The organism is Cyanobacteria bacterium FACHB-DQ100, assembly GCA_014695195.1.
GTDB lineage: Bacteria > Cyanobacteriota > Cyanobacteriia > Leptolyngbyales > Leptolyngbyaceae > Leptolyngbya.
This window is the reverse complement of record JACJNW010000028.1, coordinates 568,694-594,358: the sequence shown is the minus strand read 5'-3', so window position 1 is coordinate 594,358 and position 25,665 is coordinate 568,694. Positions and strand designations below refer to the sequence as shown.

Below are 25,665 nucleotides of genomic sequence, written 5' to 3'. Positions count from 1 at the left end.
GTTTAGAGAAGAGGTGGAAAGTTCTGCGACTGAGAAGCGGCTTGAGTCTCTCGCCGACTGAATCTTAGAAAGGCAATCATTAACCCCACCGAAGCGATCGGCAGGTAGTTTCGATACGGATCTCCGTGAAAGCTAAATAGACAAATGGATTGGAACAAAAAGACAACCGTAAAGCAGGTCATCATGGCATAGTCGCTTTTAACAAACTGAGAGGGAGATTGGCGAGCCTCTGCACACTGCTTCGCTGGAGATAAAGCAATCTGCATCACGCGGAATGCCAAGTAGAGAAACGGCAACACAAACGTAATAATTCCGAAAATGCCAAACTCGATCGCAACCTGCATAAAGGCATTATGGACGCTTCCGTAACTGTAGAGACCATGACCCCAAATCGGGCTTCTAAAGAACAAGCTTGAAACACCGCTATACATGGCTTCTCGTCCCTGAATAGACCTATCTCCACCGCCGCTACCCGTAATCAGCTTAAATAAGATGTCAATTCTCTGAAAGCCATTGGTAAGCGCACGCTCGACCGGGGACATTTCAGCTTTGCTCGAACTAGTCGCGGCTGAGAGCGGTGATAACATAAGCAAGCTGGCTAACCCAACCCCCGAATACAAAAGAAAGTTAGAAATCGCTCTCACAGCACTTTTGTTAGAAGACATTAACAGATTGACCGTATAGATCACAACAAATGCTGCACTCACCAGAACGGAAAGTGTAGCGCTACGTGTTCCTGCAAAAGAAGACACCAAAAAACCTGGAACCATCAGAACTAATAACAAGGGATTGCCAGCATACCGACCCGTTAGCCACATCACTAGGCAAGATAGAAACGCATAAGCGCCCGTATACGCAACTAAGATTGGATTACTGGATGTGCCTGCAACTAACCGTCCACCGTTGTCCGCCCATTGAGCACCTCCAGTCAGCACTTGAACCAGCAAAATCAGCGAGGTGAAAACCGCGATCGCACTAGAAGCGGGGCACAACAGTCGAAACTGTGCAAGCGTTAGGCTTCTCATCAAACACAAGGCAGTCCAGTACACACCAAAATAGATGAGGAGATTTTCTGGGAAAGTAGATTTATCCTTGATTGTCATATAGTCCACTAAGAACATTGCGACAAACGCCAGATAAAAGAGTTCGACGAAGCTAACGCGAAACAATCGCTGTCGGGGTGCGCGGGTTAGCACAATTAGCACAAACGGGATCGTCACCAAAGTGACCTGAAAGATGGCAGTCAAGAGCGTTGTACGAGCGCCGACTAGCCCACTCACCGAAAAGTAGAAAGTTAAGCCATGAACGTAACAAGCTAACAGAATTGCAATCAATTTTGCTTTGAATGAAAGCTCATTCATGGCTGCACCTCGACAAAAAATCAGACATCAAAGCACTGACAAATTGATCAGCACGATTTTCATCTACCACCTGGTTCATTTTTGATAACTTGCAGAAGATCGGCTGCGCGATCGCGGCTTGCAGGGCTTTCGCGATCGCGGCTGGATTTTCAGAATCAACGGTCTGTCCCAGTTGATTCTGTTGTGTCATTGCTCCCATCAATCCATAGTTCGTGGAGAGAACAGGTTTATGAGCAGCAGCAGCATGAACCAAAATCGAACTCATTCCTACATGCTTTTGATACAGCGCCAGCACGGTATCTGCAAGCTCGAAGAATTGTTGCACTTCTGCACCTTTGATATAGCGATCGCATAACACAATCTGAGCTTGAGTAATCTGCTTGAGCTGCTCAATTTCAGTCCGAATCTCTGGATCGCGCTCGTTCACTGACCCCGCAAGCACGAGACAAAGCTGGCTTTGCGTCTCGATCGGCAGTTGTTTTAGAGCCTGTAGCACCTGATAAACTCCTTTACGACCACTCAGTTCACCAAACAGCAAAAAGAGATGTCGATCCGGCAGAATCTGAAGTTTCCGGCGCAAGGCTTCCACTTCAGCAGGCTGGCAAGCAGGAACTTCAACCGGATCAGCCAGCGGCAAGATTGGCTTTTGAGTCAACTGCTGAATTTCTGGCACTGCAAAGCGATCGAGACAAAACAGCGTTTTGAACTGCGATCGCCGGAGAATCCGGGCAAGTACGGCTTTTTGCCGCCATTGTCTCCACTGCTCTTTTGCAGAAAGAGGATGTGCCGAGAACTGATGGTAATGAAAGCTAGGACGAAAGTAAATTCCCGACACGGGGCAGGGCGATCGTTCTCCAAAAGCTAAAGGCAACTGCAGGCTATCAAGATACATCAAAAGCGCCTGAGTCGGGTTGAGCCGTTTGGCATAACGACAAAATAGCTTCCACTCGATAAAAGACTTGGCGACGAGCGATCGAGCGCGAAGATAGGTTTGGTATTCTGCTTCAGTGATCGAACTAAATCGAATACGACTCAGCGTTGATTCTGTGCTAAATGCGATTAAGTCAGGATGGTTCTTGACCAACGCCGGAGAAACGACCAAGTGCAAACATCCGGGTCGCTGCTGCTGAGACCAGTCTTTTACCAAATGCTTAAAATAAACTGGGTGATGTCCTCTTGCTGAGAGATCAAACAGCAACAGGGTACGATCGCTACTCGATTGGGTTGAAACGGATAGATCACACTGAGACAGCATAGTTTGAGTCCTCAACGGCGATGATGTGCTGCAATACTACGTTCGTCTGGTTATCTCGCCTCAACTTGCGATCGCGCTCAATCTGCCAAAAAGCTCTAGATAAGCTTTGGAGGTTTGTTCCACTGAATATGCACTCAAATCTCGCTGCCAGCGAACCTTGACACTGCTACGGACAGTCTCAACGATCGCACGAGTGAACTCATTGATCAGCTCAGGACAAATAAGCTTCACGCCCGGAAAGGCTTTGCCATACTGCAAAGAGGGAATGTCAGACGCGACGATCGCGATGCCGCTAGAGAGTGCTTCAATAAATGCAAGCGAGTGCGCCTCGATTTTTGAGGGCATCAGGAACACATCTGCGCCAGATAGTAGGTCAGGAACATCTGAACGAGACCCCAGAATGAGGAGTTGATCTTCAATGTTAAATTGCTGTGCAAGTTGTCTCAGGTGTTGTTCGTAAGGCTGGTCTTCGGAACTCCCCACAAAGCACAGCTTTCCTGAAAAAGGCGCTTGCTGTTGTGCCTGAGCAAAGGCTTGTAACGAAAGATGCTGCTGTTTGGTCGAGCTAAACCGCCCCACCTGCAAAAACACAACCTCCTCTGGCTGCACGGCAAAGATGGTCTGCCTGACTCTGTCTCGCTGAGTCGCCGCTTGCTGGATTGCGCTTAAATTAATTCCGTTAGGAATCACGACAGGCTTCGCGATCGAATTAATGCGGTTGCAGTAGTTCTCTGCTCCTGTTGGCGAGACAGCGACGATCGCGTCAGGCGCGGGCACGAACCAGCGTTCAAGGGCGCGGAAATAAGGCGATGCGTAGTCGTCTTGAGAGGCATCGTGTAACACGCTCAGGGTCGAAGTGTGATGAAGCGCTGCCAACCTCACCGCAATTCGCGCATATAAACTGGGGATCACTGCATGAGCAACGACGACATCTGGCTTAAACTGCTTCAAATGCTGGACTAGGAATGTGATTCGCTCCCTTTTGCTGAGTTCTTGTTCAGGGAGAAACAGCGAAACCTGAGCTGCCTGCATTTGGGCAAGTTCGCTCAAAAACGAAGGCTGCGGCGGCATGAGTGCCATCACCGCAACTTGATGCCCCAAGGCTTGATGCGCGATCGCAAGACTCCGCACTAAGATTTCCGCCCCTGAAAATCTTGGAATATAGATAACATGGCAAATTCTCATAGAGTATTCTGGGTTGTTGCCTTTTGTACCCTTCAGAGACTCGATCGCTTCAACCGGAGACTTTGGTAAACAAAGCAGAATTTCTTCTACTCAGCCTGCGCCAGTTGTAACACCCATTCAATCAATCGCTGCTCGGCGGAAATTGGACGCGGTAGGACTTCTGGCATGGCTAAATCACGGCTCAACCATTCTGCAAGCTCTCGCCAATCTTCATAACAATAGACTCCAGCATATTCAAACGCACTTCGACAAGCATTACTGCTGGCAATCACCGGAATTCCCGCCATGATCATCTCTGGAATGCGAGTGAGTGCGCCGACTCCTGCTTTTTGATGAACTAAAACCGCTTTTGCCGACTGCAAGAATTGGTTCAGCGTTTTGGTTTCGACAGCACCATGAACCGTGAAGCCCGGAAGATCGCAGTAACGGCTGAGTTGTTCAGTGCCATATCCTACAATGTCAACCTCAAACTCGATCGTGGATTGAATTTGCTTTAACCATTCGATCTGTTCGATCATTCCAAGCAGCGTCGGCGTGTTGTTGGCGGTTCCTAGAATGAGAAATCGTTGTTTCTGGGTGGTTAATCTGGCTTGACGCACGGTTGCCAGGTCTTTGAGGATTGGGTCGGGTGGATAGTAAGGTAAATAAAACGCATTTACGCCTTTGGCTTTTAATAGCCATTCTTCTTCGCGAGCAATGCAAAAGACCGCATCGGCTTTGCCTAAAGATGCAATCTCGGTTTCTAGTGTTTCACAGCAGTCATTTCGGGGAATCAGCGCTTCGATATTGTGCGGCAATGCAATCACGCGATATCCGATCGCTTTGGCAACATAAGGCGCAACATAGTTTTTTGTCGTTTCCCAGAGCAGCAGCTTGCTGCCTTGATGATGGCTCAATTCGTCGTGGTAAACCTGACGTTGAAAGCCGCAAAATGCGAGTGACTGCAAAGAAGAACGAATCTGAAGCTGATTTTGAACAATGAATCGTAGTGTGTTGGGATTCAACACAGAACTGATCCCCGTCAGATAGCGATCGCGCTGAGTTCGCAAAATCTTTCGCTCTAGATGCGAAAGTTCAATGTCCGCTTTCTGTAAAAGCTCAATCACCTGCACTGTACGCCGGGAACCGCCATGCCCATTCACATCCAACGGATAAAAAGGATCAATCAGTACAGCATTGGTAGGTACAGGGGTGGTCTGTTTAGGCAATTTTAGCGGACGAGTAGGACTGAGATTCATAGGCGGCTTGATAATGGCTCAGATGCTGATCGAAAATTTTGGGCATCGACAGGTGATGACGCAGGCGGGAAACATTTGGGTCTGGTTCGGGTGAACAGCTGGGAATGAGATGGTTTAAGGCATCTACGATCGCGTCACTCGTATAAGGTTCAAATGTCGCAATTGCATGGGGCTGTAACCGGTTGTATTCCTCGACTTGGGGAATGTTTGAAGCAAGAATTGGACGCTCTACAGAAATCCAGGTCGAAAGTGATCCTGATGCCGAAGTTTGCCTAAAGGGGCAAACGGCAAGGTCGGTTGAGAGCAGATATTGTTCTAATTCTGCTTCGGACAAGTAGCCTGTCACTCGCAGACGATCGCGAACTCCTACTTGCTCTGCAAGTGCCAGCAACTCTTGATAATACGCTTCATGTCCCACGCTCACTCCCCCGGCAAAGATAACTTTGACCGTCTCTGGAAGCTTTGGCAAAGCTCGAATCAGGAGTGAATGTCCTTTGCCGCTATAGATAAATCCCAGCAGTGTAATCACCGTGAACGGCTCTAATCCTAATATCCTGCGCGCTTCTGCTCGATCGTTCTGGAGGTGCCGCGATTCAACAAAATGAGGAATAATGCTAAGTTTTGCTCGATCGATGCGATCGCTAAGCCGTTGCGCTTCTTCTTGAGTACAGACGATCGCAACTCGCGATCGAGCAATTACTTTCTGTAAGGCTAAAATATGCGGCGCGACACGATCGCGCAGGACTGCTTTTGCTAAATCAGAGAAGCGGACTGTACCAGGATGGGAGAAATATCGTTGGGTCAGCGTGGCGCTAGAGGGTGGGTAGAAAATGTCGTGCAGCGTCACAACCAAAGGACGAGAGCAGTGATTGAGAAACGCATCAAGATAGCTGAGCTGACTCCAGTGATCCCGCCAGATTGCACGATTGTATTGAAAGTGAACGACATCTGCCTGAGCAAGCGTTTGAGCTGCATGAATGAGACTGGTGCGATCGTGCTGTCGGTCTCCGGTTAAATTTACTTCCGCTTCGATCACTTGAAGCTGTGATCGACTCTGAGCTTCTGCGGCAAGTAAACGTCCATAACGACGAATGCCGTGCTGCAATGCGCCAATGTGTAAATAACCAATTTTCATGTTTGTAAGACCTTGGGCAGCGATCGCACTGTTCTACCAATTCCTTTCTTCATCCATTTCACCGTCTGTCGGGGAGAATTCAGCAGAAAATAAAGCATCACCACTTGAATTTGCAAATGCGGTGGAAGCTGTTTGCGGTAGGTTCTCAGTAATGCTTGTGCCCGCTTAGCCCCTTCGCCCGATCGCCAATCTAAGATTGTTTTTGTTCCCTCGATTTCGCGATAATTTCCCCAAGTTTCATCAATATGCTTTACATGAGCGACTTGTACGGCTCTCAAGATGAAGTCTAAATCCAGCGCAAAATGTTCATCGACTTTGTAGAGTCCGATCGCGTCGTGTAGAGCAGTGTGGTAAAAGTAAGCAGATGGATTGATCGGATGAGGGTTCACTTCTGCACCCAGCAGCAGATCCGTTAACCGTAATTTAGCAGGACGATTGTATTTTTTTAATTCACCTGCATCATTCCAAACGTTGCAATTTCCGACTACAAAACTCGGCTGAGGAAGGGACTGAAAGAGTTCTAGAACTCGGTTGAGAACATTAGGCTCGTAGTAGTCATCCACATTGAGAAATCCAATAATCTCGCCTTTTGCTAAAGTAACGCCCTTATTCATCGCATCGGACTGTCCCCGATCTTTCTCGGAGATCCAGCGAATCTGTGAATACTGTTGAGCATAGCGCTGGACTATTTCGATCGTGCGATCGCTAGAGCCACCGTCTACGATCAAATGTTCGACTTCTGAGCAGTTCTGCTGAATCACGGCTTGCAGACAGCTTTCGATGAAGCGATCGCCGTTGTAGACCGGAGTAATAATCGTAATCACAGTGATTAAATCGTAAAGATTAATGAGTTGAATATTGAGTGAGGCAAGCGGGCAATTCAAGAATGTTTAGAATCTGAATTTGATCGCACTGCTTCAAAGTGATAACGCATCTTTTTTTTTATTGGTCATGTTTTCTCAGGCTGTTTTTTGCCTGCACCAATTGTTGATAAAGCATTAAATATCGCTGAGCTTGAAGCCCGATCTCGTATTCCTGCACAGCGACCTCCCGACAGTTCTGACGCATGCGATCGCGCAACTCATCGTTTTCTAAAAGCTGAACCATTCCGCGACTCAAATCGGCTGCATCTTCCGGTTCTGCTAGATATCCCGTCACTCCAGGACGAACTAAATCAGGCACTCCACCCACACGAAAAGACACCATTGGAGTCCCACAAGCTAAGCTTTCTTGAAGTACCAGCGGCAAGTTATCAGCACGAGTCGGAAACACAAACAAGTCAGCGGCAGAGAATGCAGTCACTTTGGTTCGATCTTCACTTACATACCCTAAGTTCAAGGTTTTGATCCCAAAGGTATCTTGAGCAATTTGGCTTTCGCCCATGGTAAGTAGAAGAACCTCAGATTTCAGCGATTCAGGTAAATCCTGAATCGCTTTTAACAATAAATCTCCGCCTTTACGCGTATCTTCCAGGGTTTGAGACACAAACAACAAGACTTTGCGATCGCTCTCAATTCTCAACGCAGCACGAGCGCGACTGCGATCTTCGGGTTGATAGGTTTCCGTATCAATTCCATACGGAATGTAGTGGATCGGGAATTGGTTGAGTAGGCTTGTTTTTGCTACATCCACTAGCCACTGACTCGGAGCAACGATTGACAACTCTGTATGTTGATATACCCAGTTTTTCAGCTTCCATTCCCAGCGGGTACTATCCCGGCGCACGGAGGGATAGCTGTGTAAATCAGGACACTGACCACACCCGATTTTCCAGCGATCGCACCCGTAGCTATAGGCACAATGTCCAGTCATCGACCACATATCATGCAGCGTTAAAACCGCAGGCTTATGACGAACCAGGGCGGGAACTGCAAGATAATTAAAATAGCTAGTATGTAAGTTATGAAAATTCAGGACTTCAGCCGCTTGATAAAACGGGTGTTGCTGCACTTTAAAGGTTGAAAGCTGTGCAATATAGTTCAAACCAGCTTTTTCCGTAACTCGCTTGAGCTTTTGATCAAGCCAGGACTCGCGCGGAGCTTGAGCCACACGATCGCTCTGTGTTTTGACTCGACCCACCAGCAAGCGCGAATCAATTCCCTGCTGCAACAGTCCTTGATGCAAACGATACCCTGCGATCGCGGCTCCACCAAAAATATCAGATTGATTGATATGAAGAACGTGCATGATCGGTAGATGAATGTTGTTTTGCAATCAAGTCACAAATTTCGCGGACTGCGCCTTGCCCCCCTGATTTTTGGGTGATGTAGACCGCAACCGCTTGATTCTCTGGCATGGCATCGGCGACCGTGATTGGAACTCCCACAGTTTGCATAGCAGGAATATCCACCAGATCATCGCCCATGTAAGCAACGCGATCGAGCGGTATCGCTAATGTTTCACACAACTGTTTGATTGCAGCTAACTTGTCTGGAACACGAAGATAAATGTGCTTAATTCCTAAACGCTTGGCACGATGTAGGGTTGCTGAAGAAGAACCCGCCGAAAAAATCGCAACTTGAACACCGCAACCCATCGCTCGCTGAATGCCTAACCCATCTTTGACATTGAACTTTTTCAGTTCTTCGCCTGTTTCGGTGTAGTAGAGTCCTCCATCCGTGAGAACGCCATCGACATCTAGCGCAAGCAACTGCACCTGAGCGAGTCGCGCTTCAAATTCAGCCTGAGCAATGATTGTCATGATCCTGATACTGCTGCTCGAATTTGCAGAATTGGTTTTAACACAGATTCTAATTGCGAGAGTGGAATCATGTTTGGACCGTCGCTCGGTGCATTGTCCGGGTCTTCGTGAATTTCCATAAACAGCGCGTCAATCCCCACTGCGGCTGCGGCTCTCGCTAAAGTCGGAACAAAATGACGCTGCCCACCGGATTTATCGCCTTGTCCACCCGGCATTTGCACACTATGAGTCGCATCAAACACGATCGGATACCCGAATTCTCGCATCTGGGGCAGCGATCGGAAATCTACAACCAACGCATTGTATCCAAAGCTAGTGCCCCGCTCGGTTAACAAAATGTTTCGCGCGCCGCTGATTTCCAGCTTACGCACCACGTTTTTCATGTCCCAAGGTGCGAGGAACTGTCCTTTTTTCACGTTCACAACCCGTCCTGTTTCTGCGGCAGCAATTAATAAATCCGTTTGACGACAGAGAAATGCTGGAATTTGCAGCACATCTACAACCTCAGCCGCAACTGCCGCTTGACTGCTCTCGTGAATATCAGTCAGCACCGGAACACCAATCTTTTCTTTGACCTTTCGCAGAATTTCTAAGCCATCGTCGATCGCGTGTCCCCGGAACGAGTTGATCGAAGTTCGGTTCGCCTTATCAAACGAAGATTTGAAAATAAACGGAATGGATAAGCGATCGCACACTTGCTTAATTTCATCTGCCATCTTCAGCGTGAAATCTTCTGATTCAATCACGCAAGGACCGCCAATTAAAGTTAGTGGATGCCCTTCGCCAATGGTGAGGTTTGAACCGATCGTTGCTAGATTCATGATGGATTTAAGAAAGATGACTGAACTTTTTTATCGTTTAGGAAATTGGACAAAATAGAGTCCTCGATCGACAAAACTGAGTGCGCTTTTGGCAAGGAAGTGGCTGATTTTGTTTCACCTCAGTCCAAGCAATTTCCCGTTCAAGAAATCGCATTCCCCCAACATAGATTGTATTGCACAACGACTTGCTGAATGCTGGACTGTTTTATAGAGTTTAATTGCTGATTGACCACTGCCGCTCCTCGAACTGCTTGAAAAATCTCTGGAGCAATCACCGAGAGACAATTAATCGGTAGGCGAAACCGGGCTTGCTGCTCGTTCCGCAAATTTGCTTAAACAGTCAGCGATGAATTCATCACCAAATCCTTTGCCGCCGTCAAATCCTCAGCTGTATTCACTTCGAGCGTCATTCGCTCAGACAGACAGACTCGAATCCGAAAGCCATGTTCTAACACCCGCAGTTGTTCAAGTGCTTCACATTGCTCAAAGGGAGTCGGTTCGAGGCGAGCATAATCCGCGAGAAAATCTCGTCGAAACGCATACAGTCCCAGATGATGGTGTACCGGAACCTCGCCTCGATTGCGAAAATAAGGAATCGGCGATCGCGAAAAATATAAAGCGTATTGATGGCGATCGCACAAGACTTTCACCACATTCGGATCGTGATATCCCGCTTCGTAATCGAGCGGAGTCGCCAAAGTGGTCATTTCTGGCGTTTCGCCCTGTAGATAAGGCTGCACAAGCTTTAATAGCATTTCAGCGGTGACAAAGGGCTGATCGCCTTGCACATTCACTACGACATCCATCTCAGGATAGCGGCTTGCCACTTCCGCAACTCGGTCAGTTCCGGTTTCGTGTTGATTCGATGTCATTTCAACTGTCCCTCCAAAGCCCCGAACACAATCGGCAACTGCTTCGTTATCGGTTGCAACCACCACTTTTGAGAAAGCCGGGCACTGAATCGCTGCTTCATAGACCCATTGCACCATGGGTCGATCGCCAATTTTGAGCAATACTTTTCCAGGAAGGCGTTGGGAACTGTATCGAGCCGGAATCACTGCAAGAATTTGCATCATCGAGAGCCTTGATAAAGAAACAATGGAAAATACTCAGACCAAACCGTAAAATTTTCCTTAGTTTAGTCTGAGTACCCTGAGCCACTTCAAGCAGTTCTTGAGCGAACCACTCTCGCAAGCTTTTTGACTGCTTTCGCCGACTGCTCGATAGTGCGATCAACCCAGGTAGGCGACAACGCATAAGGACTGGTATCAAACAGCGGACGATTGACCTCACCGACAAGATTAAAAAATAATCTTGGCTGATCGGTGACATTACGAACAGTCACACCATGCAGCGAGCGAATACTGTTGATTCCAATCACACAGTGATTCGTTTGATAAGGAATTGTCTGCACCAGTTTGAGATAGCGATCGTCTACAAAGCCACCTCGATAAACTTGTTCTCGGTCTTTTAGCCGATAAATTTCTAAGTCGCCGCCGGTTGTGAAATCTGCCTCAGGACGAAGATAGAATAGCCCGAAAAACAGCTTGTTTGGAGCATCCACATGCCCGCGTCGTACCGAGCAAGGAGCGCCAACAACAGGGGTGTTAATACAAATCTGAGCATCGAGTAGCACATCGGCATTCGAGAAATCATCAAGACCGCGAATGCCTGCCCTTAACTGATCGATACGACCAAAATCAGCCTCAAAATTCGGATAACAAGCTCTAATCTGATTCTGGAATAACTGAACAAATTGATTCAAAAACGCTTGAGAAACATGATACTCGATAAATTCACGCCAAAGCGGACTTAAACCCTTGTTAGATAAAGCGAGTCTTGCTGGATAGCTGAAACGTTCGTTACTCGCAGTGGGCATTCCTTGCGTCACAGTTTCTAAAGGCGGAAACTCAGTGATTAACTGAGCACAAACTTCTGGAGCGATCGCAGTTTGAGTACTGAAATAAGGAAAAGGATCAGTAACGATATCTTGCTCCACACTGGAAGATAATAAGGATTGCATCATGATTTTGAAATTTTTGAGTATTCACAGCTAATCTCGAAGCAGTTGAAACTGAGTACCTTATTGCGCCGATCGGTTTTCCGAATCAGACTTATTGCGCCTTTGCTGTTCCCAATTTTTCGATTACAATCTTGCCCAGACGAATGCTTGGTAACTCGCAATATCGATACAACAAAGCCGATAGCGGAACAATAAAGAGCCAAGCGGATAATGCGACTAAGAACTTCGGGACCGGGTCTGCAAACAAACTAGGACGCAGTCTAATCATCAACATCACAAGCTGCTCCATTAACGGCTGATGAAGCAGATAAATACTATAGCTCAAGAGACCAATCCGACTGAGATAAGTTGTACAGAACTGTGGTACTTGCAGCTTAAATTGCTCTCCATTCAGCAGTTTGGCAATCCAGGTGGTAGAGAGAATCGCAAAAAACATAAAAGACAACGGATAGAGCGGCTTAAAGCAGTAGGTTCCGACCGCAAGCGCAAACCAGAGCCAGAGGGATGATCGCGCAAACGGTAAGGGCTGCTTGAGCAAATACGCCTCTGCCAGCCACGCCCCGATCGACCAGCTATACCAGTAGGTAAAGGGTGAAAATTCAATCCAAGTGGGAATCCTCGTTTGCGCTGTAAAACTGAGAAAGAGAGCGGGCGCCACAAGTCGCAAAAAGACTTCAAGCACTGCTAATCCCGCAAGTGATTTACGCCAACCAAATTTGGATGCCAGAAACAACAGCGCTGGATAGATAACATAGAGTTGAGCCTCGATCGCAATGCTCCAAAACGAGTTATTCACCCGATAGATCGAGTGGATATCAATGTTGTTAATCAGCGCCAGATGCACACCCAACTGCGTCCAGGCTGAAAACGGGCCTGATGCGAGTTCTCGACGCGGAATGATGAACGCAAAGAGAATCAGCGCGAACAGATAAGGTGGGTAAATGCGAAAAAACCGCCGCAGAAAGAAGGTCGTAAAGTTAGGTTGACGACCACGGGCAAAACTCAAATGAATACAAAAGCCACTGACAGCGAAGAAAACGGCAACGCCTGCCCAACCGAGGGTGCCGGGGGTAACTAGCAGCAACCATCGCGGTGTGGGTAGCGTCCGAAACCAGTCTCCCCAGGGAAGCTGCGCATAGTTATCGGCAAGAGCATCCAAAGCATGGAAAATAGAAACACCAATAATTGCAAATCCACGGATGGGATCGAGAAAATCAATGTAGGTATTGCGGCGATCGCTGGTCTGTTCTAATTGCATAGGGACAGGAAAGGGATAGGGAAACGGAATCTAACTATGACTTAGCCCTGTGGCACGATCGCGGCTAGCGCAAAACCAACTTCTTCATCTCCTCGGTGCTGCGGTTCTCCTGCGCTAACAATCGCTTGCAGAGATCTAGAAACTGATAGTCAGCCGCATACCATTCCAGTAAGTTCTGGCGTTCTGTTTCGCTAAACTTCATACCAAATTAATTTGATATCAGAATGGTGCCTCTGGGCGATCGATGCGTTTTTTCATCACATTGGAGCAGCACCAGAGTTTCAGGCAACTGTAGGATCTGCTTGAGTTGGCAAAACCTGAGTTAAACGATTCTTGAAACCCAATAAATAGAACATACAATCTGTTATCGCTGAAAGAGAATGAAGCAGAACGATCGATCGCTAGAGTCCGCTGCGAAACAGGTCATGCAGGCGCAACAGCCCCATACAGTGTTGCGCTTCATCTACTACAGGTAAAACAGAGATTTGAGAAGGACGATTCTCCATGAGCTTCAGCGCGTCATAGGCAAGCACTTCTGGCTGAATCGAAACCGGATTTTGGGTCATGATATGAGCCGCCGTCAGGGTTTCTAAGTCGACTGGCTTGGTTCTCTGAATGCAGCGCCGTAAATCTCCATCTGTAATCAAGCCTAGCAGCTTGCCTTGCTGATCGACGATATTCACGGCTCCAAGTCCACCCCGACTGATACCTTCAATCACTTCTAGCCAAGAGGCTTGGGAAGTTAGCGTCGGACTATCTGGGTGCATCAAATCGCGCACGGTCAGGGTTAATCGCTTTCCAAGCCGACCGGCAGGATGATTAAACGCGAACTCTTCGGGGGTTGTACCTTTGAGTTGCATCACGCTAATTGCTAGTGCGTCTCCAAGCGCGAGTGCGACTGTTGTACTGGTGGTTGGTGCTAGGTTGTGCGGACAAGCTTCGCGATTGACCGAGGCATCTAGCGCGATCGTGGCTTGCTGGGCCAAGGTTGAACTGAGATTGCCTAAAATCGCAATCACGGGTACGTTGCGATGCTTCAGGTGAGGCATCATCTGAAGCAGTTCATCGGTTTCGCCGCTATTGCTCAGCACAATCCCCACATCTGCAGCATTGACAATTCCAAGATCACCATGCAGCGCATCGCACGGATGTAAAAATACAGCTACCGTTCCGATGCTGTTGAGGGTTGCAGCAATTTTTTGAGCAACAATTCCAGACTTTCCAACCCCTGACAGCACCACTTTGCCGCGACAGTTTAGTAACAGCGTCACTGCGAGATTCACCGCTTGGGGATTAAGTCGCTGAGCCGTCTTTGCGATCGCATCTGCTTCGAGTTGCAGCAGCGATTGAACGTGCGACCAATGTAGCTCAGTTTGAGTCAATGGCACGTTTAAGAGCCTCCCACCAAAAAATAAGGACAACAGGATAGATTTGAGATAGATTGGAGCCGTTTCTTTGTTAGTCTGATTGATACATAAACTCTGTTAAATGCCTACATCCACTTCCAGAGCTAGATGCAAGACGGTGGTGAACTGAGATCAAAAGCGACCATCGAAGCTCAACCTGGTGAAAATACGGCAGTTTGCTACCCTTCTATTCCAAGTTGAATTGCACTTTCAGGAAAAATTCGTAGATGTTGTGCGGAAATTCGCTTAGATAAATCCTAAGTAAACAAGGGTGAAATCCGTCCGGAGACGGCTGTAGAAGGACGTAGAAATTAGACTGCCTCTAATTCATTAAGGATTCTATTTCTTCGGCAAAGACGGCAATCGGATCGGGTGGAATTTCCTGGCGCACCTTTTCTGCTGCTGCTTTTCCCAGTTCATACCAAGATTCTCGCTGCTGCCAAGCCCGCTCCAACGCTTCATCAAGTAGTTCTGGTGTGGGAGCTTTGGCAACGAAGCCATTAATATTGTCCTCGACCAGTTCTGTGTTACCCGCCACATCAGTCACAATACACATTCGTCCACACAGCATTGCTTCGACCACCACAAGGGGTAATCCTTCATACCGAGAGGGCAGGATCAATCCATGATGCGTTGCCCAAAGAGCTTCGATATCCGAGGTGAAGGATGCGAATTCGATTTGGTCGAGTTCCCACAGAGTTTGCAGGCGTTTGAGCGTTTCCGTGTGGCTACCGCTGCCAAACAGCGTGACGGTGAGCGGACGATTTTTCCATTTGGGCGATCGCAAGACTTCAAATAACAGATCTTGCCCTTTACTAGGAGGATGCAGTCTTCCCACGCAAGCCAGCTTGAATCCAGCTTCGGTAGGCTGCCAAGGGGGCGTAGCCGTGTAAGCGACGTTGAACGGATTTCTGACAATTCGGGCTTGGGGTAGAGGCGTTGCGATTTGTTTAAGCGTGATATCGCGAGTGTTTTGCGAGACGAAATAGGCTCGTTTTGCTTGAGTGTAGGCGATCGCCAATCGAGCATTGAGCGCATCCGCATACCAATAATTCTCTGTTGCAATATGCGAAATCGTGACATAAGGAATGCTTCTGCTGCTGCAAGCTTCCATCCAGGAAAGCCCGTCATTGTTGCTAGATTGAGAAATGACAGCGAGATCAGGACGCACTCGATCGAGCCAGCGATAAAAGCTTTTGCCGCGCTGTGCCATAAAGCTGAGCTTTTCCATCCAATTGCGATCGTAGCCGCGATAGGTGGTTGAGCAGACTGCTTCTATGGCTTGCATCTGAGCGGGCTTCGTTGCCCAGCCCTTGACATTGACTGCGACCTGATGCCCAGATTTTGCTAGGTAAATCGCAGTCTGCGCCCAGAGTTCTTCGCTGCCGCCCCAAGGGGCGGTATTGTTCACGGCAATAAAGGCAATTTTCACTGATCTAACACTCCTCGAATCATTGCTGTCACTCGTTCTTGAGCTTGTCCAGTGTAGTCCGCAAACTCTTGGATAAATCGGCGCTGTCCTGCGGCAAGCAATTGGGTGTCGCTCAACTGTTCTAGGGTTTGCAGCGCTGTTTGTAACATTTGCGGTGAATATCCGGGCAGTGCTGCACCATATTGCACCAATGGGAGCACAGGTTCAGAAGCAGCGAAGTGTGCGTGAATCACGATTTTGCCGAAAAACATGGCTTCTAGCCCGATCGTTGAATCTTCCGAGATCACAACGGTTGCTTCTGGAAGCAACGATCGTACCGATTCCGTTGAGATTGCAACGCGATCTGCAAGGCAATGTTCATCAAGGTAGGATTGATACAAATCAATCTGATCGAGTGGATGCGGTTTAATCACTAGCCGAGCCTGCGGCAATCTCGCTAATGCCGTTAGCAGTGCTTCTAAAATTTGGATGCCTTCTTGGGGATGGCGTGAAGGACTGTAGCATTTTTCGGGACAGTGTGGACGAGTTGCCCATAACCAGTAGCAGCCAGCGAGATCGATCTGATGCGGTAAGCTGAATGAATCATATTCTGGATTGCCATTCACTTGAATTTGTTCAGGTTGCCAGCTCGATTGAGTCTGGTAGCGCTGGAGCCTCGACTTTCCCCAAACGCTAATGATATCTGCATAAGCTTCATCTAAGCAGTAATGCTCGCAATCTAGCCCGTGCTGGAGCATGATGCTTTTGATTCCCTGTTTACGCGCAGCCAACACGTAGCTTTGAACTGGAAAGTGATTGTCCGCAAACACTAGAATTGCAGCAGGGCGAAGCAGCGAAAGTTCTCGATCGATCTGCTCAGTGCGAAGAAAAAGCTGAGCAAGTTGAGCGCGAAGAACAACTATATCTTCAGGTAATAATGCAATTGCAAACGCCTGCAATCCCTCCAGAATACCGCGATGCAGCTCATTGACTTGAGCCAACCTTGGAGAATCTCCGCACAAAGGCAAACGGATGGTTTGGAGTTCTGGGATTTGATCGAATGCGTTCTCAGGCGCAACTACCGGAAGAGTCCGTGCCAAGGTGCGAACTATCGTTTGCAGCGTAGGATGAGCGTGAGGAACATATAAAATTCGTTTTGACGACAGCGATCGCGCATCTTGCCAGGTTTGCAGAGCGGTGAGCGATCGCTTCAGCCAGAACTTGAATTGATTTGGATTAGGCGTAGGTAAGTTCGGAATAGGGCGACGATCGAGCAGGGCTTGCTCAAACTCGAATCGCTTGGGGTGCGTCTGCTTCCGAATGGCTCTCGCTACTTTATCCCACAGAAAACATCGGGATAGTTCTGCATAATCAATGCCGTTGTAGTGTGTGCGGGCTTGCGTATGCTTTGACCAATCGCAAATCGCATCCCAAGCAAAGCGATCGAGATCGGCAATCACGCGATTTTGATCAATTCGCGAACATTCAACGGGCATAACTTTAAGCTCGGATGGTTTTCCACTGCGTTAAGCGAAATAGTCCTGATTTCAATCGCTGAACTTGACGATCGAGCGTGGTTCTTACCTTGAACACTGTTGCTCCCCAACTCCGCCAAACCCAATTGATCGGGCGGCGAACTAGACTTGGCAGTTGAGCGAGAACTTTGATTCTGCGATTGATCCAGCCGTTTGCATACGCAGTCTCAAGCTGAGCTTGGGTTAGAGCATTGTCATCCACTGCGGCTAGAAAAACCGTTTCCCAGACCTCAGCGATCGGGTTGTGATGAAATCTCCAAGGTTGGCTGGTTAAATCCGTAAAGTGAACAATTTTAGACTCACGATCAGCATAATCTAAGTGATTCCATTCGCTCGGTAATGCGCTAACGCTTAGATTAAAATGCTGCCGGAACTGTTCCCCCAAATACATCAAATTCGGCAAAGAAAAGGCATTGCGATCGAGTAGCTCGACAAGCTCACTGAGATTCCACTGAATCTTTTCGCAATCCATCAGCATGACACTAGCAAGATAAAACGTTTCCTCAGTGTGTAAAAACACCCCCATTGAATCTGCAATATAATGCTGATAACATTTGGCTTGTTTGACCGGAACGGCTGCAAGGCTACTGTCGCCTAAGCCATAGTTCCAGAGTTCAGTCATGTCTTGCAGCGCAATCTGATCTGAGTCACAGTAAATGGCGCGACCTTGATAATTGCACCATTCTGGAATTGCCCAACGTGCTAGGGAAAACGCCGTCGCGCCTTGAATCCGATCGCTCACACCTGCTGGCAAGCGTTTCACTTCACCTGTGGTTAAATTCTTGGCAGAGCCGCTCGTTCCATCGATCGCGTAAATTTCGATTGGGTGCTGAGTTTGTTTGAGCAGGGTATAGCGAAAAACGCTTTCTTCGATAGTGTTTTTGGGGCTAGAGCCAATAAAAATCCGAATCGGGTCTATCATCAGCGGTTACTCCTACAGCAGTTTTTGAACATCCAGTGAAAAGTTTTTCCAACTCAAGTGCTTGACCGTTTCATGAACATCGGTGGTCAGGGTGAACGCTTGATCAATGCGATCGCAGATCTCCTCGATCGGCGCATCGATATCAAAAATAAATCCATTTTCGCCATGTCGAATGATATCGGGGCTAAATCCGGTATTGCTGGCAACGGGAAATACATTGCACATCATGGCTTCAATCAGCGGAATTGGGCCACCTTCTAATTTAGAAGCAGAAACAAACACATCCATCTGAGCATAGTATTTCGGATAATCCGCATACTTTGCTTTGATGTAAGTAAAGTTCTTCAAGCTGCACAACGCTTCAAACCGTTCATACTGCTCCCAATTTTTCCCTAGCAAAATAAACGATCGATGCGGCATTGCTCGAACAATGTTGAAGATGCGATCGGGATCTTTGCGGGGATAGTAGGCGGTGCAGAAACCAACGGCGCCCTGCGATCGTGCATGAGGTTGAAACAGTTCAGGATCAGCCGCCCCTAAGATTACTGTAGTTCGCTCAGGCGCTAGTCCCTGAGAATGCAGCAGTTTCTCGTAGCCTGAACAAGTACAAATCACCTTAGAAGCTTGATTGAGTGCTGCGATCAGTTCTTGGTCAGGAATGTCTAAAGGCTTGGGGTGCGTGTACCAAATTAGAGCCGCTGAATTCGCAATCTGAGGCGTACTTTTGAGCGCAGCAGGATAAAGCGAATAGTGCGAGAAAAAGTAGGCTTTTGCAGGCGGCAGAAAATGAGTCGAGTAATAATGGCGGCAGGTTCCAGAAAAATAAGCTTCGATTTCATGGCAGATTGCATCTAAAATCCAGCCTTTATTACCTGCATCTGTGACAAATACCAGATCGTAGGTCTTAAGCTGGATCTCCCAACTGAGCTGATGCACAACGGTCTTTATAAGATGTTGCAGCTTTGCGAGCAGCCGTTGAATCAGCTTTGTTCCTTTCTGGAATGTTTGTCCAAAGTGAAAAGCAGCACTATTGCTCATGAAACGATCGGGGATACAGAAGTCTGAATGAATTGAGCAGAGATCAAAGGTTCAGTATGATTTGATCTCACTTGTGGAACCTGTTGCCGCAAGTGACCCCGGTACTTAAGAAATTCAGTTGCGTGTGAAAACTGCGCTCCATTATTCAACCCAGCAAACACAATCAGCAGCACTGCTAAACCCAGAACGAGCGATCGCCATTTCGTTAACGTCGTCATTGCAACCACAATCAAGAGAAAGGGGATCATGTGAATTGCATAAAGAAAGGTTTCTTCGCCATACACCAGATGCAAAGCAAGCTGTCCCAACAGTACCAACCCAACGACAATGCGTAATTTCTGATTCTGTCTCACTGTCCAGCAAGCCCACGCCCCGAATCCCAGCAGTGCGATCCACAAGAGCAATGCAATCATGCCGGTGATACCCCCCGATCCAGGAAGCGAGTGCTGCACACTCAGCATCGGCCATTCCGGTTGATTGCGATTGCTGGGAATGACTTGCAGGGCGGGAACAACCATCGGGTGAAGAAATAGCCCCAATACAATCCGCAACGGGCCTCCGGCGGTCTTGGGCAGGATATAGTTTGTTTCTCCTGCAATGTCAGTAATGAAAGTTGTCCCCGGAAAAATTCGATACTGCACCACCCACAACCCCAAGACGATCGCGAGTGCGGCTCCAGTCAGCGAGATCGTCCGCTTCCAGGTGTGATTCACGATTGTTGCTGCTATTCCCGCGATCCAATTGGTCGTGGTGATACTGAGCGAGAATGCACTCACTATCACATAGCTCCATAGCGGTAATCTTCTTGTCTGGGACAGCACGACCAAAAACAACGGCACAAGCAGACTCAACGAGCCAAATAGATAAGTTTCGGGGATCGTTGTCCAAAAAAGCAGCGCCGCGCTCGACAAGGATAAAACGCTAAACACCGTCGCATCGAACCGCCGACAGCCCATTAACCGCAGTGTCGCATATAGCAAGCTGACCCAGATCGCAGTCGTCGCTGCATTGAGCAACATGACTGCGGTTTCAGGCGGCACTTGCGCGATCGCCCGTATCCCCTTCACTAGGGGAAACACTAACAATGCGAATAAAGGATGCACCCGTGCCCGCGTATTCGGTGCAGATCGTATGCTCATGTTTGAGAACACACGCTCAATATCAGAGCCAAACCAAACATCTTCGGTGAAATCTTTCAGCAAAACTGGATCGATCATCTGACTAGTCGCATAAGTGATCACACTTGTCACAACCAGCAACAAACTCACAATCACTACATCAGCACGATACGAACTCAGCGCAACGGCAACAGGTGGAATGACTTTAGCTTTCATCAGGAGTCTCAACGGGCGGCTAACACTTTACGAGCAAATTTTTTGAAGCGATCGACATAGTAGCCTGTGTAATCTAACTTTGGAGAAATATCGGCACCGCTTTCGATCAAGCTGGGTCGATCGAGGTCTTCACAAAGTCGCATAAAGTCTTGTTCGGGTGCTGCTAAGCTCAGAAACGGAGTCAAGCTGACTAAGTTGACTCCTCGCTCTCGCAGCACCGGACGCATTTCTGCTAAGCCTTCATAGTATTCTCGATAGCGGCTGTCGGCAGAAGCATCGCGCCAGCGGGTGTGTTGTTTGTGAGCGTGATTGTTACCAAGCAGCGCACAGTTGTCACAGCCGATCAGAAAGACATTTTTTGCGCCCATATTTGCCGCTAAGTTAACCCCAGATTGAGCGATCGAAGTCCAAAGATATAGCTTATCGTCGGTCGGTCGGCGTACCCAATCTAACATGCGTCCTGTGTCTGATGGCTTGTTCGGCGGCTGAGTGTTCGGTCGCCCTGCCGTCTCAAAAAAGTAAAACTGCTCCTCTGCATAGCGGAGTTGTTCAGGGGTAGCCACGCCCTTTGTTTTTTCGTACTTCGTGATCCAGGTGATTTCTGGATGAGCAGGTTCGCTGGGAAGAAACTCTGGAATGCTCAACTCCGGGTGAATGGTGATGCTGTAGCGAACTGGAACCGTTTTCCAGGCTTGGTTGAGTCCGATCGTGATTTTGTTGTCTAGCAGCGAGAGGGGAAAGACTCGCAGACTTGCGCCAGTACCAACCACATAGATATCACTGTTTGGATAGCGATCGTAAAGTTCTGAAACACACTTCATAGTTTGGTTGTTAGATAGCTGAGAAACAATGCAACGGGTTGCCAAACGCGATCGCGTCAATCATCAGGAAGAACGCCAATCGCCTCAGAAATGACATTTTCTCTGAGGCAAGTTGTTCTTGCGAGAGTACAGTGCGTTTATCCAGAATCAACAGTTAACATTGCCATCTGTGATTGTCCAAAGCTCGCGATCGCGTGGGTAAGACCGATGCACAACTCGCCCGATCACTCGCTCCCACGATCGCTTTGGGTGCGGCAAAGAGGCAACCTGAATCATTGGGCAACCCACAAACCACGCACCCAATCGATCAGTGTGAAGACTATCCCCAATCACAACAACTTGATGCGGTTTGAGTTGCATTCGGTTCAAAGCTTGACGAAATGCTTTTGGAAAAGGCTTGCGGGCTGGGTGAATCGCTGGAACTCCCAAGCGCTTTGTCCAGTAGTCGATCCGTCCCTGGCGCTTCCCGTTTGTTAGGATCAAAAGCTTGAATGATGCTCGCTTCGCGGTGTCAATCCAAGCTTCTGCTTCTGGAGAAGCATAGCGATCATCCTCGGACACGATCGTATTATCTAAATCCAATATCACACCGCGAATTCCGTGGGCATACAACAGTCTTAAGCTGATGTCTGCCAACAAATCTACTCGTGAAATCGGTAAAAAATGCTTAGAAAAGCGAACAAGATGAAGCAGCTTCCACCCGATCACCTCAAGCCAAAATCCAATCTTTGTCATGCTTAAACGACGACCGATCGCGCCTTACTGAAGAATTTCATAGTGCTTGAGCAGCAAAATCGCAAAAACAGTAGCGACCCAGGAAAGCACAGTGAGCAAAATGGGCAGATCCGTCAGCAGCACTTCATCGGGTCGCTCCGTTTTGTCGCACTCTGGATCATCCCCAATGATTTCGCTCAGTAACTGATACCGAAATACGCCATACAGCACAAACGGTAATGTGATCACCATCCAAGGAGTCGAGGCACCTGACAGTTTTGGCCCCGCGCTCCAAAGTGCGTAAGTCAGCACCGTTCCTGTGACGACGGTACTTTCCATCCGGGTCAACAGGGACATCGAATATTTGCGTAACACCGATCGCGTTTTTCCGCCCTTGCGCTGTAGCAGTCTCAATTCTGCCTTACGTTTCTCAATGCCTAGAAACAATGCCAACATTGCGGTACACAGCACGAACCAAATCGAGAGCCGAATCTCAGTCGCGCTTGCTCCCGCGTAAGCTCGCAGCACAAACCCCATTGCAATCGCGATGATGTCTAAAATCACCATGCGCTTGAGCCGAAGATTATACGCCGTCTGAAGAGCAGCATAGCTGATCATCGTAAAACCTAACGCTATTGAGTGCAGAAACGCAAAAACCAAAGCACTAGTCAAGAGCGTAACTGCCATCCCAACCGCGACGGGAATCTTGACGGCTCCAGACGCGATCGGGCGTTTACATTTAATGGGATGAGCGCGATCGTCTTTGACATCTGCAATGTCGTTAATTAAGTAAAAACTGCTAGAAACACAGCAAAAGAGCGCAAACGCAAATACACTCTCAAGAACTGTCTCTAGGCGGATTGAAAAGGCAAACAGAGGAGCCGCAAAGACAACTAAATTCTTTGTCCACTGGTGGGGGCGCAGAGCAATCACATAGGGAAAAAGACTAGCCTTGCGCTGCGTTTTTTCGGCTCTCGGATCGAGTAGAGGGGTTGTCATTGTGTGCCGGAAAAGAAAAGAGCCACAGTTCACGATGATCTAATCAATCTGAGATGTCGCCATGTCAGTTCGACAGAAAGAATTCGCTGCGATACTGAATCTAGGCTGCTGCCTAAATTGTCAGAATAGAGGACTTCGAGCCGACGCTCTCAAAGTTCCCACTAGTAAAGGATTTAGAGGGGCAGAAGTTGCCCAAAACGCAACGAAAGATTCTGTCGAACTAGCATTCTTACCAGTCTTACAGTTCTGAGTGCCGTAACCCGGAGAATTTTCGCGCCAGGTTGAAAGATTCAAATCCTGGCGCGATATCGCTCTATGCTACTTTCAGCGTATTTCCATTCACTCCAACTACGTTGGGATCAAGCAAAGCGTTGTACCACAGGGTGCCAATCTTGTCATAGCCCGCCATTGAGGGATGTAACCCATTATCATCGCTGCGCGGTGCGAGATCAGAAAGCGTCAGCGATCGCATATCGACGAAGTAAACCTTCTTACCCGCTGCACGAGCATTGCTGATCAGTCCGGGGATGCCATTATTGTAGTCTGTGATCATTTGCATCTGTTGTTGACTTCGTTCAGGAGTCGCGAATCGATCGATATCAGGATAAGCAGGTGGGATCGAACCAACCAGCAGCTTCGTATTCGGTGAGAATGCAGTAATCTTATTAATCAGAGTATTGAGCCTGCTGAGCATTTGCGCTCCCGAAGTATCTGTAAAGAGATTGTTCGTTCCAATCATCAGCGTAATGATGTCTGGCTTCTCTCGCTTGAGATAGTTCTCCACATTGGCAATGATTTTTTCGATTCTCCAACCTGACATGCCTTGATCGTTCTTATCTCCCCCGTTTGTCCATTGATATGCTGGATTTGTAGAAGTTCCATCGGTTTCGCTACCCACGAAATCAACCCTAAGACCTGCTTCGCTGAACTTATTCCACAAGACACGACGATAGCCGCCTGGAATTGCAGTGCGATTGCGATCGTCGGTTCTTGAGGTGACTCCCAGGGTAATCGAATCCCCTAGCGTCAGAAGCCGAGTCACTCCGGACTGAACGGCAGGTGGTGGGGGAGTTGAAGTCGAAAAACTCCAATTCAATACATCCTGAGTGCTAGTCGCTCCACCAGTTGCCCCAGTAAATCCTACAAAGGCTTGTGATCCAACGATATTTGAAAGCTGTATTCTGGCGCTGAATAAAGGATTGGTTGGCTTTGTAGAGGTGTTAGAAACGTACACCCGTAAGTTATCGGTGACTCCGTTGTAGTCAATCCAAGCATTGACGATCGTTCCACTGCCGTTTAAGTCGAAGGGCGATTGCGCTTGAGAAAAATAGGTGACTCTATTTTGATCTGCCCAGTCGTAGGTCTTTGTGGCATTGCCATTCGTTACGACTGCAACATAGTTATTGCTTAATTCACCTGTCCCTTGCCAAGTATCAAATTTAATCGCCAAGCTATCATTAATGCCGCCATACCCTAAGCTGCCGCCTGCAATTCCAACTGCGTTTGCACCTGCACTACTATTTTGCAGTAGGAAGGTCATTCCGTCGCCGCCATTGGTTCCCCGAACGCCTGAAAATCGTAGTCTAAAGTTTGTGCTAAATGAAGTATCACCGTAGATATCGATCGGGGTTGTTGTAAATGCGGTTCCCGCTTGAAGCTGTTGGTCGGAGGTTAATCGCAGTACGTTCCCTGATTGAAAGGTACTCCCGTTTGTTTTGATTCCGGTGAGCGTAGAGAAATCGCTATAGTTAAACGAACCCGAAGTTCCAGGAGTCGGGTTGGGTACAGTGGGGAGCGAGGTATCTAGCTGCCACCGATTAATGCGATGTGCGTTGGTTGCCCCTCCAGTGCCTGCACTGAAGCCTGTATAAGCTTGAGTACCGAGCAGACTAAGCAGATCGACTGTGTAGGTAAATAGCGGATTGGTGGGCTTACTAGTCGCTGTGTCGCCTGCAATAAAAACAGCAAGCTTATCAGTCTGCCCATCGTAATCAATCCAAACATTTACAGCTTTGCCACCATTGAGATCGACGGGCGCTTCGGTTCCCACCACTCCGCCAACCGAAGCCCCATTCAGAACAACTCCAACATAGTTACGGCTCGTTTCGCCTGTGTTTGCCCAAGTATCAAATTTAATCGCTAAGCTTTTGTCGATCGTTCCGTAACCGAGTTGTCCACCCACCCCTCCGAGTGCGGCAATGCCTTGGCTGCTATTTTGCAGCATAAAGGTCATTCCGTCTGCACCGTTTGTGCCTCGACTACCCGTAATCTGAAGTTGGAAATTTGTAGAGAACGATGCGTTTCCACTCAATGATAAAGGCGTATTCCAAAAAGCGCTACCGCGTTGCAGCGAGGCATCGGGGGTTAATTGTAAAGCGCCACCATTTAAAGACGCATTGCCATTCAGGGCGAGTCCGGTCGCGCCTGAGAAGGTATTATAGTTGATTAACATGAAAGGCGTTTAGAAACAGAATAATGTTTGATACAAACGAACATTGGGTTTAAGGG

23 protein-coding genes are annotated in these 25,665 nt (G+C 48.1%); all 23 read right to left on the bottom strand.

Annotated elements, in window-relative coordinates; genetic code table 11:
• Positions 1-2 precede the first annotated feature (2 nt).
• The 23 genes from H6F51_13945 to H6F51_13835 all read right to left on the bottom strand — a co-directional run bounded on the left by H6F51_13945 (position 3) and on the right by H6F51_13835 (position 25,609).
• A complete protein-coding gene (locus H6F51_13945; protein ID MBD1823586.1) occupies positions 3-1,361 on the bottom strand; it encodes an O-antigen ligase family protein in 1,359 nt (452 codons plus the stop codon).
• The gene (locus tag H6F51_13940) at positions 1,354-2,616 is read right to left on the bottom strand and encodes a glycosyltransferase (protein ID MBD1823585.1); all 1,263 of its coding nucleotides are present in this window, start codon (positions 2,614-2,616) and stop codon (positions 1,354-1,356) included. The genes H6F51_13945 and H6F51_13940 overlap by 8 nt, the downstream gene beginning before the upstream one ends.
• Positions 2,617-2,676: 60 nt before the next feature.
• Entirely contained in the window at positions 2,677-3,801 is a 1,125-nt protein-coding gene (locus H6F51_13935) for a glycosyltransferase family 4 protein (GenBank protein ID MBD1823584.1), read from the bottom strand.
• Between the two features lie 86 nt (positions 3,802-3,887).
• Complete coding sequence (locus H6F51_13930; GenBank protein ID MBD1823583.1) at positions 3,888-5,039, bottom strand: glycosyltransferase; 1,152 nt, start codon at positions 5,037-5,039, stop codon at positions 3,888-3,890.
• Positions 5,002-6,174: a glycosyltransferase gene (locus H6F51_13925; GenBank protein MBD1823582.1), complete on the bottom strand. Its 1,173-nt coding sequence runs from the start codon at positions 6,172-6,174 to the stop codon at positions 5,002-5,004. Before H6F51_13925 ends, H6F51_13930 begins: the two co-directional genes overlap by 38 nt.
• Complete coding sequence (locus H6F51_13920) at positions 6,171-6,998, bottom strand: glycosyltransferase (protein ID MBD1823581.1); 828 nt, start codon at positions 6,996-6,998, stop codon at positions 6,171-6,173. Before H6F51_13920 ends, H6F51_13925 begins: the two co-directional genes overlap by 4 nt.
• A 118-nt stretch (positions 6,999-7,116) precedes the next feature.
• On the bottom strand, positions 7,117-8,361 hold the full coding sequence (locus tag H6F51_13915) for a glycosyltransferase family 4 protein (protein ID MBD1823580.1): 1,245 nt from the start codon (positions 8,359-8,361) through the stop codon (positions 7,117-7,119).
• Entirely contained in the window at positions 8,333-8,875 is a 543-nt protein-coding gene (locus H6F51_13910; protein ID MBD1823579.1) for an HAD-IIIA family hydrolase, read from the bottom strand. The genes H6F51_13915 and H6F51_13910 overlap by 29 nt, the downstream gene beginning before the upstream one ends.
• Complete coding sequence (gene kdsA / locus H6F51_13905) at positions 8,872-9,696, bottom strand: 3-deoxy-8-phosphooctulonate synthase (protein ID MBD1823578.1); 825 nt, start codon at positions 9,694-9,696, stop codon at positions 8,872-8,874. The genes H6F51_13910 and kdsA overlap by 4 nt, the downstream gene beginning before the upstream one ends.
• A gap of 332 nt (positions 9,697-10,028) precedes the next feature.
• On the bottom strand, positions 10,029-10,769 hold the full coding sequence (gene kdsB / locus H6F51_13900) for a 3-deoxy-manno-octulosonate cytidylyltransferase (protein MBD1823577.1): 741 nt from the start codon (positions 10,767-10,769) through the stop codon (positions 10,029-10,031).
• 89 nt (positions 10,770-10,858) lie between these two features.
• On the bottom strand, positions 10,859-11,722 hold the full coding sequence (locus tag H6F51_13895; GenBank protein MBD1823576.1) for a hypothetical protein: 864 nt from the start codon (positions 11,720-11,722) through the stop codon (positions 10,859-10,861).
• A gap of 88 nt (positions 11,723-11,810) precedes the next feature.
• On the bottom strand, positions 11,811-12,977 hold the full coding sequence (locus H6F51_13890; GenBank protein MBD1823575.1) for an acyltransferase: 1,167 nt from the start codon (positions 12,975-12,977) through the stop codon (positions 11,811-11,813).
• A 64-nt stretch (positions 12,978-13,041) separates the two neighbouring features.
• Positions 13,042-13,179, bottom strand: coding sequence for a hypothetical protein (locus H6F51_13885; GenBank protein ID MBD1823574.1), 138 nt, complete (start codon positions 13,177-13,179; stop codon positions 13,042-13,044).
• A gap of 199 nt (positions 13,180-13,378) precedes the next feature.
• Positions 13,379-14,365, bottom strand: coding sequence for a KpsF/GutQ family sugar-phosphate isomerase (locus H6F51_13880; GenBank protein ID MBD1823573.1), 987 nt, complete (start codon positions 14,363-14,365; stop codon positions 13,379-13,381).
• 340 nt (positions 14,366-14,705) lie between these two features.
• Positions 14,706-15,815, bottom strand: a complete 1,110-nt coding sequence (locus tag H6F51_13875) for a glycosyltransferase family 4 protein (protein MBD1823572.1) — start codon at positions 15,813-15,815, stop codon at positions 14,706-14,708.
• The gene (locus tag H6F51_13870) at positions 15,812-17,290 is read right to left on the bottom strand and encodes a hypothetical protein (protein ID MBD1823571.1); all 1,479 of its coding nucleotides are present in this window, start codon (positions 17,288-17,290) and stop codon (positions 15,812-15,814) included. Before H6F51_13870 ends, H6F51_13875 begins: the two co-directional genes overlap by 4 nt.
• A 4-nt stretch (positions 17,291-17,294) precedes the next feature.
• Complete coding sequence (locus tag H6F51_13865) at positions 17,295-18,251, bottom strand: hypothetical protein (GenBank protein MBD1823570.1); 957 nt, start codon at positions 18,249-18,251, stop codon at positions 17,295-17,297.
• A gap of 12 nt (positions 18,252-18,263) precedes the next feature.
• Positions 18,264-19,289 (bottom strand): glycosyltransferase family 4 protein, encoded by a 1,026-nt coding sequence (locus H6F51_13860; GenBank protein MBD1823569.1) that lies wholly within the window; start codon positions 19,287-19,289, stop codon positions 18,264-18,266.
• A complete protein-coding gene (locus H6F51_13855; GenBank protein MBD1823568.1) occupies positions 19,286-20,623 on the bottom strand; it encodes a hypothetical protein in 1,338 nt (445 codons plus the stop codon). Before H6F51_13855 ends, H6F51_13860 begins: the two co-directional genes overlap by 4 nt.
• An 8-nt stretch (positions 20,624-20,631) precedes the next feature.
• Positions 20,632-21,444 carry a hypothetical protein gene (locus H6F51_13850; protein MBD1823567.1) on the bottom strand — a complete coding sequence of 271 codons (813 nt, stop codon included), beginning with the start codon at positions 21,442-21,444 and terminating at the stop codon, positions 20,632-20,634.
• 147 nt (positions 21,445-21,591) lie between these two features.
• Complete coding sequence (locus tag H6F51_13845) at positions 21,592-22,179, bottom strand: YqeG family HAD IIIA-type phosphatase (GenBank protein MBD1823566.1); 588 nt, start codon at positions 22,177-22,179, stop codon at positions 21,592-21,594.
• 24 nt (positions 22,180-22,203) lie between these two features.
• Positions 22,204-23,157, bottom strand: coding sequence for a decaprenyl-phosphate phosphoribosyltransferase (locus H6F51_13840; protein MBD1823565.1), 954 nt, complete (start codon positions 23,155-23,157; stop codon positions 22,204-22,206).
• Between the two features lie 313 nt (positions 23,158-23,470).
• The gene (locus tag H6F51_13835) at positions 23,471-25,609 is read right to left on the bottom strand and encodes a hypothetical protein (protein MBD1823564.1); all 2,139 of its coding nucleotides are present in this window, start codon (positions 25,607-25,609) and stop codon (positions 23,471-23,473) included.
• Positions 25,610-25,665: the final 56 nt, after the last annotated feature.